Source organism: Kitasatospora sp. MAA4, from assembly GCF_029893355.1.
Classification (GTDB): Bacteria; Actinomycetota; Actinomycetes; order Streptomycetales; family Streptomycetaceae; genus Kitasatospora.
This window is the reverse complement of the sequence record NZ_JARZAI010000014.1, coordinates 180,913-199,976: the sequence shown is the minus strand read 5'-3', so window position 1 is coordinate 199,976 and position 19,064 is coordinate 180,913. Positions and strand designations below refer to the sequence as shown.

At 72.5% G+C, this 19,064-nt stretch carries 13 protein-coding genes; 7 read left to right on the top strand and 6 right to left on the bottom strand.

Annotation, left to right across the window (positions count from 1 at the left end):
• The first annotated feature begins 47 nt into the window (after positions 1-47).
• From paaN to P3T37_RS20430, 6 genes are all read left to right on the top strand, one after another.
• A complete protein-coding gene (paaN, locus tag P3T37_RS20455; RefSeq protein ID WP_280725179.1) occupies positions 48-1,745 on the top strand; it encodes a phenylacetic acid degradation protein PaaN in 1,698 nt (565 codons plus the stop codon).
• Between the two features lie 192 nt (positions 1,746-1,937).
• Complete coding sequence (locus P3T37_RS20450) at positions 1,938-3,524, top strand: FAD-dependent monooxygenase (RefSeq protein ID WP_280725178.1); 1,587 nt, start codon at positions 1,938-1,940, stop codon at positions 3,522-3,524.
• A gap of 32 nt (positions 3,525-3,556) precedes the next feature.
• A complete protein-coding gene (locus tag P3T37_RS20445) occupies positions 3,557-4,429 on the top strand; it encodes an oxygenase MpaB family protein (protein WP_280725210.1) in 873 nt (290 codons plus the stop codon).
• A 246-nt stretch (positions 4,430-4,675) separates the two neighbouring features.
• A complete protein-coding gene (locus tag P3T37_RS20440; RefSeq protein ID WP_280725177.1) occupies positions 4,676-7,099 on the top strand; it encodes a protease pro-enzyme activation domain-containing protein in 2,424 nt (807 codons plus the stop codon).
• A 463-nt stretch (positions 7,100-7,562) separates the two neighbouring features.
• Positions 7,563-8,537, top strand: a complete 975-nt coding sequence (locus P3T37_RS20435; protein WP_280725176.1) for a hypothetical protein — start codon at positions 7,563-7,565, stop codon at positions 8,535-8,537.
• Between the two features lie 47 nt (positions 8,538-8,584).
• Positions 8,585-9,367 carry a TrmH family RNA methyltransferase gene (locus P3T37_RS20430; RefSeq protein WP_280725175.1) on the top strand — a complete coding sequence of 261 codons (783 nt, stop codon included), beginning with the start codon at positions 8,585-8,587 and terminating at the stop codon, positions 9,365-9,367.
• On the opposite strand, the gene P3T37_RS20425 is transcribed toward P3T37_RS20430, so the two are convergent.
• The 5 genes from P3T37_RS20425 to P3T37_RS20405 all read right to left on the bottom strand — a co-directional run bounded on the left by P3T37_RS20425 (position 9,347) and on the right by P3T37_RS20405 (position 15,690).
• Entirely contained in the window at positions 9,347-11,482 is a 2,136-nt protein-coding gene (locus P3T37_RS20425; protein ID WP_280725174.1) for an FUSC family protein, read from the bottom strand. The genes P3T37_RS20430 and P3T37_RS20425 overlap by 21 nt on opposite strands.
• A gap of 26 nt (positions 11,483-11,508) precedes the next feature.
• Positions 11,509-12,324 carry a BRO family protein gene (locus P3T37_RS20420; protein ID WP_280725173.1) on the bottom strand — a complete coding sequence of 272 codons (816 nt, stop codon included), beginning with the start codon at positions 12,322-12,324 and terminating at the stop codon, positions 11,509-11,511.
• Positions 12,325-12,403: 79 nt separating this feature from the next.
• Positions 12,404-13,747 carry an HTTM domain-containing protein gene (locus P3T37_RS20415; RefSeq protein ID WP_280725172.1) on the bottom strand — a complete coding sequence of 448 codons (1,344 nt, stop codon included), beginning with the start codon at positions 13,745-13,747 and terminating at the stop codon, positions 12,404-12,406.
• On the bottom strand, positions 13,744-14,379 hold the full coding sequence (locus tag P3T37_RS20410; RefSeq protein WP_280725171.1) for a DUF5819 family protein: 636 nt from the start codon (positions 14,377-14,379) through the stop codon (positions 13,744-13,746). Before P3T37_RS20410 ends, P3T37_RS20415 begins: the two co-directional genes overlap by 4 nt.
• 93 nt (positions 14,380-14,472) lie before the next feature.
• A complete protein-coding gene (locus P3T37_RS20405) occupies positions 14,473-15,690 on the bottom strand; it encodes a rhodanese-like domain-containing protein (RefSeq protein WP_280725170.1) in 1,218 nt (405 codons plus the stop codon).
• Between the two features lie 604 nt (positions 15,691-16,294).
• On the opposite strand from P3T37_RS20405, the gene P3T37_RS20400 reads away from it, so the two are divergent.
• Positions 16,295-18,085 carry a serine/threonine-protein phosphatase gene (locus P3T37_RS20400; RefSeq protein WP_280725169.1) on the top strand — a complete coding sequence of 597 codons (1,791 nt, stop codon included), beginning with the start codon at positions 16,295-16,297 and terminating at the stop codon, positions 18,083-18,085.
• A 65-nt stretch (positions 18,086-18,150) separates the two neighbouring features.
• Here the strand turns inward: P3T37_RS20400 and P3T37_RS20395 are convergent, their stop codons facing one another.
• On the bottom strand, positions 18,151-18,921 hold the full coding sequence (locus P3T37_RS20395; RefSeq protein ID WP_280725168.1) for a hypothetical protein: 771 nt from the start codon (positions 18,919-18,921) through the stop codon (positions 18,151-18,153).
• Positions 18,922-19,064: the final 143 nt, after the last annotated feature.

Below are 19,064 nucleotides of genomic sequence, written 5' to 3'. Positions count from 1 at the left end.
ACGCTGGGGATTGTCAGCCCCCGTCCTCCCGCACCGAGGAGCGCAGCATGGCCGCAGCGGAAAACCCCTTCGTCAGCGAACTGATCGAGCGCCACCAGGCGACCCTGGCAAGGGCGTTGACCGCACTCGCCGAACGGGACTACTGGTCGCCCTACCCCGAGTTCCCCAAGGCCTACGGCGAGAGCGGCGCGGCCGACGGCAAGGCGGCCTTCGACGCCCTGCTCGGCAGCACCTTCGCGCTGCCCGGCCAGCCCGAGGCGGGCGACCTGGTCGGCACCGAGGTCTCCCCGTACGGCATCGAGCTGGACATCGCCTACCCGCGGGTCGACCTGGACGCCCTGCTGCCCGCCGTCCGGGCCGCCGCCCCGGCCTGGGCCGCCGCGGGCCCGGCCGCGCGCGCCGCGGTCTGCATGGAGATCCTGGCCCGGATCAACGCCCGCTCGCACGAGTTCGGCCAGGCGGTCATGCACACCACCGGCCAGGCGTACGGGATGGCCTTCCAGGCCGGCGGCCCGCACGCGCAGGACCGCGGTCTGGAGGCGGTGGCCTGTGCCTTCGCCGAGCAGACCAGGCTGCCGGAGCAGTCGAGCTGGACCAAGCCGCAGGGCAAGCGCGACCCGCTGCGGCTGGCCAAGGAGTCCGTGGTCGTCCCGCGCGGCCTCGCACTGGTGGTCGGCTGCAACACCTTCCCCACCTGGAACGGCTTCCCCGGCCTGTTCGCCTCGCTCGCCACCGGCAACCCGGTGGTGGTCAAGCCGCACCCGCGCGCCGTGCTGCCGCTCGCGCTGACCGTGCGGATCGCCCGCGAGGTGCTCGCCGAGGCCGGCTTCGACGCGAACGTGGTCACCCTGGCCGCCGAGCGCGAGCGCGAGGGCATCGCCAAGACGCTGGCGCTGCTGCCGGACGTGCGGATCATCGACTACACCGGTTCCACCGAGTTCGGCGACTGGCTGGAGCAGAACGCCCGGCAGGCGCTGGTCTACACCGAGAAGGCCGGCGTCAACACCGTGGTCGTCGACTCCACGGACGACTACAAGGGCATGCTGGGCAACCTCTCCTTCGCTCTCTCGCTCTACTCCGGCCAGATGTGCACCACCCCGCAGAACCTGCTGATCCCGCGCACCGGCATCGAGACCGACCAGGGCCCGAAGTCGTACGACGAGGTGGTGGCCGACCTGGCGGGCGCCATCGAGGGCCTGCTCTCGGACGACGCCCGCGCGGCGCAGATCCTGGGCGCCGTGGTCAACCCGGCCGTGCTGCAGCGCAGCGCCGCCGCGGCGAGCGGCGAGTACGGCGAACTGGCCCTGGCCCCCCGGGTGGTGGAGTCGGCGGAGTTCCCCGGCGCGACCATCAGGACGCCCGCGCTGATCAAGGTCGAGGCGCACAAGCCGGACGACCGTGCGGTCTTCCTCAACGAGTGCTTCGGCCCGGTCTTCTTCGCCGTCGCGGTGGACTCCAGCAGCGACGCGGTGGACCTGCTGCGGCGCACCGTCACCGAGCAGGGCGCGATGACCGCGACCGGCTACACCACCTCGCCCGAGGTGGAGCTGGCGCTGGTGCAGGCCTGCCTGGACACCGGGGTCTCGCTCTCGCTCAACCTGACCGGCGGGGTCTTCCCGAACCAGACCGCGGCCTTCTCCGACCTGCACGGCACCGGCGCCAACCCGGCCGCCAACGCCGCGTACACGGACGCCGCGTTCGTCGCCAACCGGTTCCGCGTGGTGCAGGTCCGCCGCCCCGCGTAAGCGCAACCCGCTCCACCCCCAGCAGCGGCCCGGCCGACGTGTCAGCACCGTCGGCCGGGCCGCTCCCGTTCGAACCCGAATCCGCCGTGCAGGGAGATTCACAGCGCCGGACGGGCCCGCGATGATGGGAAGCTGAGGTGGGGCTGAGACGCCCTCCCTACCTGAGCGTCGTACGAGCACCGGGAGATGGCGATGACCGACCAGCCGACCGAGTCCGAGCAGCCCGCCGTCCAGGAGTCCGCCGCCCAGCCGACCGACGTCCAGGAGTCCGAGGTCCAGGAGTCCGACGTGATCGTCGTCGGCGCCGGCCCGACCGGCCTGCTGCTCGCCGGCGACCTGGCCGCGGCCGGGGTCCGGGTGACCCTGCTGGAGCGGCGCGGCAAGGAGTCCAACCTGACCCGCGCCTTCACCGTGCACGCCCGCACCCTGGAGCAGCTGGACGCCCGGGGCCTGGCCGACGAACTGCTCGCGACCGGCTCCACGCTCTCCTCGATGCGGCTCTTCTCCAAGCTCACCGTCGACTTCAGCCGCCTGCCGTCCCGCTTCCCGTTCGTCCTGATCACCCCCCAGTCGCAGACCGAACGGCTGCTGCACGAACGGGCGGTGAAGGCCGGCGCGGAGCTGCTGCGGGACCACGAGGTGACCGGCCTGCGCCAGGACGCGGACGGCGTCACCGTCCAGGTGCGGACCGCGGCCGGCCCGGTCACCCACCGGGCGGCGTACGTGGTCGGCACCGACGGCGTGCGCAGCACGGTCCGCGAGCTGCTGGGCATCCCGTACCCGGGCGAGTCGGTGATCAGCTCGGTGCTGCTCGCCGACGTCCGCCTGGAGCGGGCACCGCAGGACGTCGTCACGGTGCGGGCCACCGAGGCCGGCTTCGGCTTCCTCTCGCCGTTCGGCGACGGCTGGTACCGGGTGATCGCCTGGGACCGCACCCGCCAACTGCCCGACGACGCACCGGTAGAGCTGGCCGAGATCGCCGACATCGCCCGCCGCACGCTGGGCGAGGACTACGGCATGCACGACGCCCGCTGGATGTCCCGCTTCCACAGCGACGAGCGCCAGGTGGCCCGCTACCGCGACGGCCGGGTGCTGCTGGCCGGCGACGCCGCGCACTGCCACTCGCCGGCCGGCGGCCAGGGCATGAACACCGGCCTTCAGGACGCCGCCAACCTGGGCTGGAAGCTCGCGGCGGTGGTCCAGGGCTGGGCGCCCGACGGCCTGCTGGACAGCTACCAGGACGAGCGGCACCCGGTCGGCCGGTCGGTGCTGCGCAGCTCGGGCTCGCTGATCCGGCTGGCGCTGGCCCGCAGCGCGGTCACCCGGGCGGTGCGCGCGTCGCTCACCACGGTGGCCGACTCGCTCGGCCCGCTGGTCTCGCGCGGCGCCCGGACGATCTCCGGCATCGGCATCAGCTACCCTGCCGGCCCCGGCGCCCACCCGCTGGCCGGGCACCGGATGCCCGACCTGCGGCTCGCCGCGGACCGTCCCGGTCGGCCCGCCCGGCTCTACGAGGCCCTGCGCGAGGGCAAGTTCGTCCTGGTGACCACCGACGAGCGGGCGCCCGGCGCGCCGTTCAGCGGCCTGGAGGCCGCCGTCACCGACCCCTGGGCGGACCGGCTGGTGCACGCCGCCCCGGCCGATCCGCACGGCAAGCTGCGCTCCACCGTGCTGCTGGTCCGCCCGGACGGCTACGCCGCCTGGGCCGCCGCCGACCCGAGCCGGGCCGAGCTGCGCGCCGCGCTGATCCACTGGCTGGGGCAGCCGTCAGCAGACTGACGATCCGTCGGATGCTGTGGAACGATGGTCCGATGAAGCGCTACGACCGGCTCCGGCAGATCCAGCAACTCGACCCCGAGCGCGACTTCCTGGAGATCTACCGGCTCACCTCCACCTACGAGTTCCCGTGGGACCACACCCGGGCCCTGGAACTGGCGCTCTACCGCACCTACGCGGTGCCCAGCATCGGCCGGCTGCTCGCCGAGACGGCCGAGCTGACGGACCGCTGCCAGAAGCGCTACGACGACACCTCGCTGCTGCTCGGCGCCGTGGTGGAGCACGGCTTCGAGACCGAGGACGGCCGGACGGCGATCCGCCGGGTCAACCAGATGCACCAGCGCTACGACATCGCCGACGACGACATGCGCTACGTGCTCTGCACCTTCGTGGTGGTCCCCAAGCGCTGGATCGACCGGTACGGCTGGCGCCGGCTCTCCGAGCACGAACTGCGCGCCACCGCCGCCTACTACCGGGCCCTCGGACGCCGCCTCGGAATCAAGGAAATCCCGGAGAGCTACCAGGAGTTCGAGGATTTCCTGGACGCCTACGAGGAGGCGCACTTCGGCTGGGACGCCGGCGCCCGGCAGGTCTCCGACGCCACCCTGGACCTGATGGCCTCCTGGTACCCGCGCCCGCTGGCCGGCGCGGTCCGCGCGGCCAGCCTGGCCCTGCTCGACGAGCCGCTGCTGCGCGCCTTCCGCTACCAGCCGCCGGCCCCGCTCACCCGCACCCTGGTCGAGAGCGCCCTGCGGCTGCGCGCCCGGGCGGTGCGCCTGCTGCCACCTCGGCGCACCCCGCACTACGCGCGGCAGAATCCCGAGATCAAGGGCTACCCCAACGGCTTCCGGCTGGCCGACCTCGGCACGTTCCCCACTCCCGGCTGCCCGGTCCACCACGAGAACTGACGTTCCGTCAATTCATTTTCCAGGCCCCGGTCCGCTCGCCCGCCGCCGCGCCGGAATCTATTCACTGTATGAAACCCCCTCCATTCAGTTCAGATCCACCGCTTTAACACTTGACTGTTATTTAGGAACCAATTACCTAAGCATGGGACAACTCCCAGCGAATTTCTGGGATGTTCATCCAAGCGTTTTCGACCCCGGAACGCTTAGCCCCTGCCGGCACATGCACGCCGGCCAGAGGAGGAGCCCGTGCGTCCCCGCCCTCTCGCCCTCGCAGCGGCCATCGCCCTGCTGCCCCTGACCGTGGCCTCCATGGGAGTCACCGCCGCGCAAGCAGCGACCCCCAACACGGTGACTCCGAGGATATCCCTGCCCAACACCGTGACCCCCGCGGTGGCCAACTCGCAGAAGCAGGGCGACGTTCCCGCCGCCCAGCAGCTCTCGGTCGCGGTCAGCCTCAAGCTGCGCAACACCGCCGACCTGGACCGCTTCCTCGCCGCGGTCAGCACCCCGGGCTCGAACGAGTACGGGCACTACCTGACGCCGGCCCAGTTCAACGCCCGCTACGGCCCGACCCAGGCCGACGTGGACCACGTCACGGCGTACCTCAAGTCGCAGGGCCTGACCGCCACGGTCAGCGCCAACCGCCAGGTGATCGACGCCAAGGGCACCACGGCGCAGATCGCCCAGGCCTTCGGGACGCACGAGAGCGCGTACTACGACGCCTCCAGCGCCAAGAAGTTCTACGCCAACGACAACGCCGCCTCCCTCCCGGCCGACGTCGCGTCGATCGTCCAGGGCATCTCCGGTCTGAACAACAAGACCGTGCGCACCCCGCAGCTGGCCAAGCCGAACGCCTCGGCCCCGATGGCCACCCCGAGCGGCTACGGCCCCGCGCAGTACGACGGCGCCTACAACCTGAACAAGGTCGGCGCCGACGGCACCGGCGTGAAGGTCGCGCTCTGGGAGTTCGACGGCTACACCGCCTCGAACCTGACCACCTACCAGAACCAGTTCGGCCTGACCGGCCCGGCGGTCACCACCGTCCCGGTCGACGGCCAGAGCTACGACAGCGCTCCCGGCCAGGGCCAGGGCGAGGTCGAGCTGGACAGCGAGATCGTGCGCGGCGTGGCCCCCAAGGCCACCCAGCTGGTCTACGAGGCCCCGAACAGCGACCAGGGCGAGATCGACATGGCCGCCAAGATCGTGGCGGACAACCAGGTCTCGGTCATCTCCATCTCCTGGGGCGGTTGCGAGCCCGACACCACGCAGTCCTCGATGACCGCGGTCGACAACTCCTTCAAGCAGGCCGCCGCGCAGGGCATCTCGGTCTACTCGGCCTCGGGTGACGACGGCTCGCGCGACTGCAGCCGCTCCACCAGCGGCGCCACCGTCAAGTCGGTGGACTTCCCCGGTTCGGACACCTACGTGACCAGCGTCGGCGGCACCAACCTGCAGCTCTCGGGCAACACCTACTCCTCGGAGAGCGCCTGGAGCACCGCCGGCGGCGGCGTCTCCACCGTCTTCTCCAAGCCCAGCTGGCAGACCGGCACGGGCATCACCGGCAGCATGCGGACCGTCCCCGACGTGTCCTCCAACGCCGACCCCAACAGCGGCTTCGCGATCTACACCCAGGGCACCAGCAGCCCCGGCTGGCAGGTCTACGGTGGCACCAGCGCCGCCGCCCCGCTCTGGTCCGGCTTCACCGCGCTCTTCAACCAGAAGGCCGCGGCCGCCTCGAAGGCCAACCTGGGCCAGGCCAACCCGGCGCTCTACGCGGTCGCCAACAGCGCCAACTACGGCACCACGTTCCACGACGTGACGTCCGGCGCCAACCAGGACTTCAGCACCAAGACCGGCTACGACCAGGTCACCGGCTGGGGCACCCCGGTCGGCGACGCGCTGACCAACGCGCTGCTCGGCGGCGGCAGCTCCACCGGCGGCGGCAACACCGTCACCGTGAGCGCCCCCGGCAACCAGAACGGCACCGTCGGCACCGCCGTCAGCCTGCAGGTCAGCGGCAGTGACTCGGCCACCAGCCAGACCCTGAGCTACTCGGCCACCGGCCTGCCGGCCGGCCTGTCGATCAGCTCCACCGGCCTGATCACCGGCACCCCGACCGCCGCGGGCACCTCGACCGTCACGGTCACCGCGAAGGACAGCACCGGCGCCACCGGCAGCACCACCTTCACCTTCACCGTCGCCGCCGGCTCCACCGGCTGCACCCCGGCCCAGCTGCTCGCCGACCCCGGCTTCGAGTCCGGCGCCTCCGGCGCCTGGACCGCGACCTCCGGCGTCTTCGACAACGGCACCTCCGAGCCCGCGCACTCCGGCTCCTGGAAGGCCTACCTCGACGGCTACGGCAGCACCCACACCGACACCCTCTCGCAGACCGTCACCATCCCGGCCGGCTGCAAGGCGACCTTCAGCTTCTGGCTGCACATCGACACCGCCGAGACCGGCAGCACCGCGTACGACAAGCTGACCGTCGCCGCCAACGGCACCACGCTGAAGACCTTCTCCAACGTGAACGCCAACACCGGCTACACCCAGCAGACCGTCGACCTCTCGGCCTACGCCGGCAAGACGGTCACCCTGAAGTTCACCGGCACCGAGGACGCCTCGCTGCAGACGAGCTTCGTGATCGACGACACCGCGGTCACCACCAGCTGACACCGTGCGTGATTAAACGGTGGCTGACTGACACATTCCGCACGTTATAACAGCCACTTAGCAATCCCGTCGGTATCGGGCCACCGCCCGATACCGACGGGATTGTTGCATTCGTGTTTCGCGTTCTTGGAGATCAACGCAACTGCGGTGAAAGTAATTTGTCGTGACCACTGTCATACCGACCGGTAGATGACGTAGCCTCTGCTCCGTGCGTAAGGTTCCCCCAGCTCGGTGACGCCCCCACGACACCGTCACTGGGCCAATCCCGCCGAACTCGGCTGGTGGGGAAGGTATCCGCATGGGCTCGCAATACCCGTACAGCGCCGGACGCCTCCGGTTGGTCGAACAGCAGCCGAACCATTCGGCCCTGTTGACCGATCCGGTCGGTACGGCACCCCTTCGACTTCGACCTGTTCTGCCTTCGGTCTGTCACGCCGCGGAATCCGTCGGCAGCGTCGGCACCATGACCGCCGTCGACACGGTGGCGGTCGCGCCCGCCGCTCCCGCCGCCCCGGCGCAGGCCCCTGCGCCGGAGCCGGTGCCCGCCACCGGCACGTTCGCCGAGACCCTGCACAGCGCGATCGAGGCCAGCGGACTGAGCCTGGACCGGCTGCGCTCCGCCCTGGCCCAACGGGGCGTCAGAGTCAGCGTCACGACGCTGAGTTACTGGCGGCGCGGCCGCAGTCAGCCGGAACGGGCCTCCTCGATGCTCGCCGTCGGGCTGCTGGAACAGCTGCTGACGCTGCCCCGCGGCACCCTCTCCAGCCTGCTCGGACCGCCCCGGCCGCGCGGGCGCTGGGTCTCCGCCGCAGTCCCCGGCAGCCTCCCGATGGAGGAGATCTGGCCCGAGGAAGCACAGATCGCCCAGGTCTTCGAGGAGCTCGACGCGCCGCCCATCGGCGAGTTGGAGCGCCTCAGCGTCCACGACGCCTACTACGTGGACGCCCAGCAGTTCGGCGTCCTGCTGCGGATGCGCCAGGTCGTCCGGGCCACCGCCGGCGGCGTATCGCGCTGCCTGGTGGTGCACAAGGCCGACGAGGGCACCACCGGGTGCCCGGAGATCTCCTCGGTCCGGCACGCCCGGCTCGGCCGGGTCCGCCGCCGCCCGGAGATCGGCCTGCTGGTCGCCGAACTGCTGCTCGACCGCCCGCTCGGACTCGGCGACTGCACGGTCTTCGAGTACGAGGTCGAGCTCCCGCCCGGCGCCCCCACCACGGTCTACGGACGCCGCTTCGCCGTCCCCGTCCGGGAGTACGTGCTCCAGGTGCACTTCGACCCGTCCGCCGTGCCCGCGCACTGCGAACGCTACGAACGCGACCCCGGCGCGGAGACCGACCGGGTGCGCCAGCGGCTCTGGATCGGCGCCTCGGCCAGCGCCCACGTGCTGGCCACCGAGCAGCAGCCGGGCCAGACCGGCATCCGCTGGGAGTGGGAGTAGCCGACCGGGGCCCAGGGCCTGTACGGCCGCCGTGCGAGAGTGGGGGGATGAGAGATCACGACGCCCCCGACGAGGCGGTCCGGCGGTGGCGGGAGACCGCCGCGCTGCCGGACGCCGTCCTGATCGACGGGTTCCACGCGCTCAAGCACACCCTGCGCTTCGGCGGTGAGGTCCGCGAGGTGCTGACCACCGACCGGGCCGCGCTCGCCGCGCTGGCCGGCGACCTCGCGGACGACGTGGCGCGGACCGTCACGGCGGCCGCCGTCGAGGTCCCCTCCAGAGTCCTGCGCGAGCTGGTGGCGCGCCCGCACCCCACCGGCGTCGCCGCGCTGGCGATCCGTCCGAGCGCCGACGCGGTCCTCGCCGCCCTGCGCGGCACGCCCCGGCAGGCCCCCGTGGTCGTCCTGGACAACCCGCGCAACCTCGGCAACATCGGCGCGGTGGTCCGGCTGGCCGCCGGGTTCGGCGCCACCGGCGTGATCACCACCGGCGACATCGACCCCTGGCACCCCAACGTGGTCCGGGCCGGCGCCGGCCTGCACTTCGCCACCGCGGTGGCCCGGCTCGCCGTCCCCGAACTGCCCGATGGCCCGCTCTACGTGCTGGACCCGGAGGGCGAGGACATCCGCTCGGTGACCGTCCCGGACGACGCACTGCTCGCCTTCGGCTCGGAGCGGCACGGCGTCTCCCCCGAACTGCGGGCCCGGGCCACCCGGCTGCTGGCGATCCCGATGCGGCCGCAGGTCTCCAGCTTCAACCTGGCCACCTCCGTGGGCATGGGCCTCTTCCACTGGATGACGCACAGCCCGTCAGCCCCCGCGCCCGCCTGACGGCCTGGCCCGGACGGCCCGCTCCAGCTCGCCCAGCGCCTGCAGCAGCAGCCGGACGCTGGAGCGGACCACGTCCAGCCGGTCCCCCGGGCGATGCGCGCGAGCGACCTCCGGATCGGCCTCCAACTGCTCCTCCCAGCGCTGGTGCGCCACCCGCACCGCGCGGAAGTCCGCCGGCCGCCCGCTGAGCACCGCGGCCCCCGCCACCGCCGTCGCCTCCGCCAGCACCTGGCCGAACTCCGCCGCGCCCGGCACCGGATCCGCCGGCTGCCCGGGCAGGTGCGCCTCCATCAGCAGCGAGACCCGGGCCAGGAACCCGACCGCCTCCCGGACCTTGGCCAGCTGCTTGCGGGACAGCTGCGGCGAGTGCACCGCATGCCGGACGGGCTCCACCGCGGACCGCTCCAGGGCCTGCAGGAACTCCGCCCGGGCCTCCCGGAAGTCCAGCAGCGCCTCCCGCACCCGATCACTACCGCGGCCCTGCGCCGACCCGAACGCCGCCAGCACGGCCGCCGAGTAGCGACCGACGGCGGCGATCCACGCGGCGGTCCGCTCGGGCAGCCGCGCGGTCTCCCAGGTCGGGAAGAGCGCGTAGGCGAGCAGCGCGACCGTGCCGCCCAGCAGCGTGAGCAGTACCCGCTCGTACGCCGTGTGCACCGGATCGCCCGGCCCCAGGTCGAGCAGGAAGACCACGTAGGCCGAGATGCAGGTGGTCGTCACCGCATAGCCGGTCCGCAGGGTCAGGTACGCGCCGAAGATGCAGAGCACGGCCAGCGCGCAGGAGACCCACTGGCCAGGGTGCGCCACCTTCACCACCACGGTGGCCAGCAGCACGCCCACCACGGTGCCGGCCAACCGTGCGACCCCGCGGCTGTAGGTCTGCGCGAAGTCCGGCCGGATCACCATCGCGGCGGTCATCGCGGCCCAGTAGCCGTGCTCCAGACCGGCCAGCCTGGCCAGCAGGTATGCCGTGGTGACCACGCCGGAGAGCCGGACGGCGTGGTGCAGGACCACCGAGTCCGCCCGCAGCTGGGCCCGCGCGGTGCGCAGTGCCACCGGCACCATCCGGGCCACCCCGGGCCGCACCAGCCCGCCGCTCGGCCCGGTGACCGGCTCGGACAGCGAGTCCTCCTCGGTCCGGTCCAGCGTCCCCGCCGCCCGCACCAGCAGCGTGGTGAGCCGCCGCGCCGACCGCAGCGCCGGACCGCGCAGCACCGGCCCCGCCGGCACCACCAGCGCGGTCGGCGCGGACTGCGGGTACTGCACCGGCTCCCCGGTACGGATCGCCCGGGCCAGCGCGTCGAGCAGCTGCGCCGCCCCCGCCAGCAACTCCCGCGCCCGGTCCCGCTCCGGCCCCTCGGCCGCCGCTCCGATCGACGGATCGGCGACCGCCGCCAGCGTCGGCCGGATCCGCTCGGCGAGCGTCCGCAGCCCGCGCAGCTCCGGCGGCCGGCGGCGCTGCTGCCGGGCGGTCAGCGCGGCGGCGTGCCGGGCGGTCATCAGCGGTCCCGGATCGATGGTGGCGTGCGGATCGTGCCGCAGCCGCCGCGCGTAGTCGGCCAGCGAGGCGTACGCGTCCGCCAGCGCGTCCCGCTGCACACCCCACGGCCTGCCCCGCCAGAGCACGATCACCAGCGCCTGCGCCCCGCCACCCAGTGCGCAGAGCGCCCCGTGCCCCAGCGCCGTCGGCACGCTGACCGGCAGCTGGACCACGACCAGCATCACCGTCACCGTGTTGGTGGCCACCACCCCCGCGGTCTGCCCGAGCGACCACGCCAACCCGGCCGCGAAGGACCAGACGGCCAGCAGCACCGGGAACAGCCCCGGCACCGAGACCGCGAGGTAGCCGAGAAAAGTACTGACCCCCAGTCCGGTCCCGGCCACCACCGCAAGCGAGGGACGCGGCCGGAAGCTGCGCTGGAAGGTCGCCGTCCCCGCGATGAACGCCCCCATCGCAGCCGAGGTGGCGAGCGCGGGCCCCGCGATCGCCAACGTCGGAAACACCATCAGCGCCACCGCGCACGCACCCCGCGCGGCCCGCCTCGGCTCGGTGTACACCCGCTCCAGACGCAGCCCCGCCCGTCCGGAGTCACGCAGCGCGGCCAACCAGGGCATACCGGACATCGTAGGCGCCCCCCGACCTACCCCGCCTCACCCAGCTCCCGCAGCAGCTCGGCCACCTCCCAGGCAGCCCCGCGCGCCACCACCCGCGACCCGATCTCCACCACCACCCCCGCACGCTCCCTTTCCCTCTGCACCCTCTCCGGCCTCGCCAGGCGGCGAACCAGATCCACGAACTTCACCCGCGCACACATTTCCACCACCTTCCGCCCCGCAATCCCCACCGCTTCCACCTCCGGGCAGCGGAAGTACGGCCCGAACGGAGGTCCGGTGTCCTCCTCCTTCGCCGGAAAGCAGATCGACATCTCCCCGTGCGAACAGTGCACGCTTCCATCCGCACAGACCGTCAACCCGAGGTCGCTCACCACCACCGCCCGCGCAGCCACCCCACCCTCCCCGAGCGCCTCCCCGACGGTCTCCCGCAGCCGCCTCCGCTCCCGCTCGACGTCGACGTCGCCACGCCGGATGGAGGGGATGAGCTCACTGGTGACCCACTGCTGGAACGGCTTCGCAGCGCCCTTGTCAGAGCGCATGATCAGCACGTAGAGCCCAGCCTCGCTGACCAGGTTGATCATCGGACTTCCTCGGTGGTAGTCAATTCCACCTGCGGAAACGCGATTAACCTCACTCGGAGTGAGGTTAATCCGACGGGTATTCACCGTCCGCCGGTGCTCCGGATCCACGATCTGGCTCGCCCGGCTCGGGTTCCCCCTCCCCAGCACCTTGCACACGTCCGCGGTCGCGAACCACGGCTCCCCGTCGATCATCACGATCCGCAGCGCCTGCCCACTCCCGGGGAAGGTCGACTGCACCATCGTCATCTCGTTCTCGTTCACGGCGTCCCTCTTTCGGGGTAGACGGCAGGACACCCGGTTCAACGAGTCCGTTCGAGTGAGGTTGTGACATCCGATCAGTTCATCGGAGCAGCCGGAGCACCGGCGCGCGCCACCAGCGCGCGATCCTTCGTACGCGCCCGGCGAGCCAGCAGAGCGCTGCGGTGGGCAGGAAGACGGCGTCGGCGGCGATCATCGCCAGGGAGAAGATCGGCAGGCCGAGCACGATCGCGATGGCCAGGTGCTCCAGCATCATCACGGCGAGCAGGACGTTCTTCAGCCGCCGGTTCAACAGGGTGAAGGGGAAGGCCACCTGCACCAGGACCGTCCCGTAGGAGAGCAGGAAGACCAGCACCGCGCTCGATCCCAGCAGGCCGGAGAGCCAGGGCCAGGGGGTGAAGTAGTCCAGGTGCAGCGGGTAGTAGAGCGCGGTGCCGTCCTGCCAGCGCGAGCCCTGGACCTTGTACCAGCCGGCCGTGGAGTAGATCAGCACCACCTGCACCGCGATCACCAGCAGCGCGCAGTTGTGCAGCATGTTCGCCAGCGCGTCCAGCACCGCGCGCGGTTCGCCGTGCGGCCACCAGCGGTTGACGGTGTACCAGGCGCCCGCGACGGCCCAGAGCGTCCAGAAGAACACCGCCCAGCCCACGTACGGCCAGGTCGGGCCGCGCCAGTCGATGCGGCCGGTCAGCTGGGCCGCCGCCAGCAGCCCTCCCAGGGCCGCCCAGAGCAGCACCCCGGACACGCCGCTCCCCTCGGCACCGCGCCTGCGCCTGCGGGCGTCCAGCGACCAGACCGCTCCGCACCGGGTGAAGACCAGGTAGATCGCCATCAGGTGGACGATGTTGTCGCCGCCGTCGCCGATCAGCACGCTGCGGTTCTGCAGCGACAGCACCGCCACCAGGAAGAGCACCGCACTCGCCCGGGTCCGCCAGCCGAGCATCAGCAGGATCCCGGCCAGCACGGCGAGCAGGTAGACCGCCTCGAACCACCACCGGCTGTCGGACCAGACCAGCACGGTGAAAGCGTGGTTGCCGGCGAGCAGTTGGCGCGCCAGGTCCAGGCCCCACGGGGAGCGGTCGCCGTACAGGACGCGCCGGTGCGGCCACTCGCGCAGCAGTTGGAGCGTGAAGACCAGCGCGAAGCCGATCCGGACCGTCGCCGCCTGGTGGCGCCCGAGCGCGCGCCCGGTGAAGGCGTGGAAGCCGGCGACCACGGCGTTCTGCACCGCGCCGGCGAACCGGACGGCCGGCGTCCGGACAAGCGGTGCAGCACCGAGCACCGGCCGCGGCACCGCCTGCCCCGACTCCGGCGAAGGCGACGGCGACGGCGACGGCTGCCGCGGAATGCCCGCCACCAGGCCGTCCGCCCCCACCGCTGCCCCCACCCCTGCCCCCGAACCCGCTGCCGTCTCCGACTGGCTCATCGCAGCCCCCGGTAGTCCTGGTCGGTGACCGGCCACCAGCCCAGCTCCCGGTACTGCGTCCGGGTCGACCAGCTCTCCCGGCTCCACGGTGGCGGCGCCACCGCGCTGGTGCCGGCCCGGAACTGAATCGCCATCACCGCATCGCCGCCCGCGTCCCGGCCGATCCGCTGCAGCGCGATCCGCTTGAGGTACTCCTGGGCGAGCGCGCCGTTCGGGGCGGTGGCACTGTCGTCCTGGGTGCTGTGCGTGCTGTCGTAGAAGTCCCAGGCCCGGCGCAGCAGGTTCTGGTCGGCGTGGCTGGGGATCGGGTTGCCCCGGATCGCGGCGATGTCCTGCGCGGTGAGGCCGATCCACCCGCCGGTGCCCGCGGCGGTGCGGACCCGGGCGTCGACCGTCAGGTTCTGCTGGAGCGGGTCGGGCGCGAAGAGCTTCCAGTTCTGCTCGAACTCGGGGTAGACCACGCCGTCGACCTGCTGCTGATAGCGCTGGTACAGCGTGTTGGGCGGCGCGACGTGCAGGAAGAGCGCGCCGAGGAACCCCGCGGTGCACCCGGCCAGCACGACCGCGGCCGTCATCAGCACGGCCAGCGCGGGCCGCGACCAGACCCGCGCCGCACCGCCGTCGTCCGTCATTCCGCGTGCTCCACTCCCCACCGAGACTCCCCGCCGAGATTCCCCGCCGAGCGCGGCCCGCCGAGACTCCCCGCCGAGCGCGGCCCGGGTGCGTCAGAGCACGAAGGCGCCGGCGCCCGAGCTGCTCACCATCGGACGCCCGGCGGCCTCCCAGGCGAACATCCCGCCGTCCACGTTGAAGGCCTCGCGGCCCTGGGCGACCAGGTACTGCACGACCTGCGCCGAGCGCCCGCCGACCCGGCAGAGCACGTACAGCGGGGCGTCCGGCACCTCGTCGATGCGGGCGGTGAACTCCCCGATCGGGATGTGCAGGGCGCCCTCGACGTGGCCGGCGTCCCACTCGTCCTGCTCACGGACGTCGACCAGGACGGCCTCGGCGGGAACGGCTGCGGCCGCGGTGGTGGGGATCTGCGCGAACATCCTCGGGCTCTCCTGGGTCTGCGAAGGGATATGCCTATTGTCCACTGGTTCGGCCACGCCCGAGGCCGATTCCGTCTGCGGGGCCCCGAGCAGCCGCGCCAGCTCGGCCTGCTGCTCGGCGGCCCTGGCCAGCAGCTGCTCGGCCAGCTCCTCCAGCAGCCGGTCGGGGTCCTGCGGGCTGAGCCGGAGCAGCGAACCCATCGCGGTGCCCTCCAGCCGGACCTGCTCGGTGGCCAGCTCGGTGATCTTGCCGGTCAGCCACTCCAACCGCTGCCGCAGCCACTCGCCCCGGTCGGGTGCCCGGAGGTCGGGGGCCGTCTCGGGCGCGGTGGACCACTCCTCGGCCAGCGCTTCGAGCTCCTCGGCGGCCCCGCGCGCGTACGCCTCGTTGACCCGGGCGATGAAGGCGGAGCGGCGGTGCTGCTCGGCGGGGTCGGTGCTCAGGTCGGGGTGCGCACGCCGGGCCAGGTCGCGGTAGAGCCGCTGGGCGTCCTTGCCGGGGCGGACCCGGCGGGTCGGCTCGGCGGGCTGCGGCGGCGTCTCGTGCAGCGACTCGTACAGGGAGTCCTCGGCGGCCCGGACGCTGTCGAACAGCGCGTCCAGGTCCGGCAGCTCGTCGACCACCCGGCGGGCCTCGGCCGCGCGGCGGACGTCCTCGGGAGCGCCGGTGCGAGCCGCCAGGGCCTCCGCGACCAGCGCCTCCAGCTCGTCCAGCCGGGCGTAGAGCGGGCCGAGGCGCTCGTGGTGGATCAGCGCGAAGTTGTCGATCTCGACCCGCAGCGTCTCCACGTCGACCTCAAGGGTCAACCAGGCGATCTCGGTGGCGGCGACCCGCTCCTCGAGCTGCTGCCGCTCGGGGTCGGTCCACCGGACGGGGCTCTCCGCGGTCACCTGTCGCCTCGCTCATCCACTCGTCCGGGCCGGGATCCCACGCATCCGTCCCGGGCTCCGCCACCCTACCCGGGCCGCGCCCACCGGCCGGGGGCCGTGGCAAGGACGAAATCAGGCCAACAAAACTGTGGACAGGGCGTGCGGGACGGCGCACGCTGGGTGACACGCAACTGATACTGACGAATACCTGCGTTTCGGTTCCGGTCACGGCCTGCTCCGTGCTTCGCTGGAGGGCCACAACATGCTTCGCTGGGAGCGGTACAGCACGAATGCCTGAAGCCGCGCAGGTGAAGGCCGACCATCGGGCCGGCCAGGCGGGAGCGACGCGAATCCCATGGCGGACCACCCAAACTCCACATCGGACGCACCCCTCGATCTGCCCCGGGTACCGGGGCCGGTGACCCCGGCCCGCGCCCCGGCCGGCGGCGGCAGAGGCCTGCGGACGGTGCCAGAGCCTCGCAACGACGCACCCGTCATCTTCCCCGCACCGCAGGCTGCTACTGCCCCAACCGCTCCTCCCGTCCCTCCCGCCCGGCCCGGCCCGCGCCCGGCCGGTCCGGGATCCGCGTCGACCCCGGGGGCCACCCTGACGAACGATCAGCCCGTGACGCCCGATCAGAGCGCGGGCGCGCTGGCCAACGGCAGCCGCCCGCGCACTGCGGGCACCCCGCGCATCCCGCACGCCTCGCGCGCCTCACGCGCCGACCAGCTGCTCCCGATGCTGACGACCGGTCAGGCCGGAGAGCAGCTGGCCCTGCTGAACGAGGTCGGTGGCAAGGTCGGCACCACGCTGGACCTGGACGCCACCGCGCGCGAACTGTGCGAGGTACTGGTCCCGCGGGTGGCCGACTTCGCCTGCGTGGACCTGCTCGACCGGCTGATCTCGGACGCCGAACTGCCCGAGGAGCAGCCGGACGACGACACCATGCTGCGCCGGGTCGCCGCCAGCTTCCACGAGTCCCCGGGCACCTGGGACCACGTGCTGAAGGAGGGCGCCCTCCTGGCGATGCCGCGCAGCACCCCGCCGGGGATGGCGCTGCAGCGCAACCAGGCGGTGCTGGTCGCGGTGGTGACCGAGGACCTGGCCGGCGACTACGCGGCCGCGCTCGGCGGCCCGAGCCTGGTGCCGGTGGTCTGCGGCCGCTCGATGCTGGTGCTGCCGCTCTCCGCGCGCGGCACCGTGCTGGGCACCCTGAAACTGCTGCGACTGCCGGGCCGCGCGCCGTTCGACGAGGGCGACGCCGCGACGCTGCTGGAGCTCGCCGCCCGCGCCGCGCTCTCCCTGGACAACGCCCGGCTGCACCGGGCCGAGGCGAAGGTCGCCACCACCCTGCAACGCTCGATGATCCCGACCAGCCCGCCGCGGATCCCCGGGGTGCAGATCGCGCACCGCTACATGCCGGGCGACCGCCGGGCCCAGGTCGGCGGCGACTGGTTCGACGCGATCCAGCTGCCCGGCAGCCGGGTGGCCCTGGTGGTCGGCGACGTGATGGGCCACGGCCTGCACTCGGCCGCCGCGATGGGCCGCTTCCGTACCGCGATGCAGACCCTGGCGGCGCTCGACCTGCCGCCCGGCCAGCTGCTGCGCCACCTGGACAACCTGGCCCAGAAACTCGGCGACGAGCATCTGGCCACCTGCCTCTACGCGGTCTACGACCCGATCAACCGCACCTGCGAGCTGGCCAGCGCCGGCCATGTGCCGCCCGTCCTGGTGCACCCGGACGGCACCGGCGAACTGCTGGAGATCCCGGCCGGCGCGCCCATCGGGGTCGGCGGCGTCCCGTTCGTGGCCAAGAAGATCGACGTGGTGGACGGCTCGATGCTGGTGATGTGCACCGACGGCCTGGTCGAGGTGCGCGGCGGCGACATAGGAGCAGGGCTGGCGGCGCTCTGCGGGAACCTGATCGACCCCAAGCAGACTCCCGAGGAGGCCTGCGACACCGTCCTGGAGCGGCTGCACACGGAGGACCGCAAGGACGACGTGGCCCTGCTGGTGGCCCGCTTCGACGGCGTGGCCGAGACCGAGGTCGCCACCTGGAAGCTGGCGGTGGACCGCTCCGAGGTGCGCCGGGCCCGCCAGCTGGTCCGCGACCAGCTGGCCGCCTGGCAGCTGGACGGGCTCAGCGACACCACCGAGCTGCTGGTCAGCGAGCTGGTCACGAACGCCGTCCGGGTAGCCAGGGACTACGTGCAGCTCCAGCTGATCCGGGTCGACAAGCTGCTGGTGGAGGTCAGCGACGACAACCACAACCTCCCCTCACTGGAGCCCGCCGAGTCGCTGGACGAGCACGGGCGCGGCCTCAACCTGGTGAGCAAGCTGGCCGAGCGCTGGGGCACCGCCCGCAAGGCGGTGGGCAAGGTCGTCTGGTTCGAACTGCCGCTGCCCCGCCGCTGAAACGTGCTGCCCCGCCGCTGAGAAGCATCAGCGGCGGGGCAGCAGCAGGTGGGCGCCAGGTGGACTCAGAGCACGGCGCCGGACGGCCGCCGGCTGTCCCCGGTGACCAGGGCGGCGGCGCCGACCCCGGTCAGCACCCGCGGCCAGTAGCTGCCGAAGACCTCCGCCGAGGCGGCGATCAGCACCGCCGTGGCCAGCGCCACGACGTGCTCCAGGCCGGCCAGGTTCGGCAGCAGCACGGCCTCGCCGACCATGGTCACCAGCACCGCGCCCATGGTGAACCAGGCACGGCACTTCCACGCGACGCAGACCGCCAGCGCGACCACGGCCGCGGACGGGCCGGTGTCCCGGTACTGGGCGACCTTCTCGGGCAGGCCCAGCAGATGGTCCGGGCCGATCGCGACACCCATCCGGGCGAAGAACGTGCCCGCCAGCGTGCAGGCGTAGGCGATCAGCAGGGTCATCCGTCGGCCGAGCACGATCTCGGCGATCCCGAAGACCAGCAGCACCTGGGCCAGCGCCCCCCAGACCGGCAGGTCCAGGGCGGGCACGTAGAGCGAGAGCGGCGTGCGCAGCAGCGAGACGTCGAGCGGCAGCGCGGCCTTCACCACCCCCAGGTGGGTCACCAGCCGCTCGCCGCCCGGCAGGTGCTGGACGACGCTGAACAGGAGGATCAGGAACGTCGCGATCGTCGCGAGCGGGATGGCGGCCAGACGCCTGCGCGCCAGCTGGTCCCGGACCGTCACGTACAGCGTTCCCCACTCGGCGACGACGGCCCGCCTGATCGGCGATACCCGCCCTCGTCGCTCGTCCCCCGCGTGGGTCCTCTGGTTCACGGCTACCTCTCCATGTCCGCTGCCGACACTGTGTCCCCGCAGCCCTGTCCGCCCGGGTTCCCCGATACATACCCGGTCGGCTTGTTCGTCCAGCGTAGGCACGAGCAAAACGATTTCGCTCGGTCCACAGACTGATTTTCCGC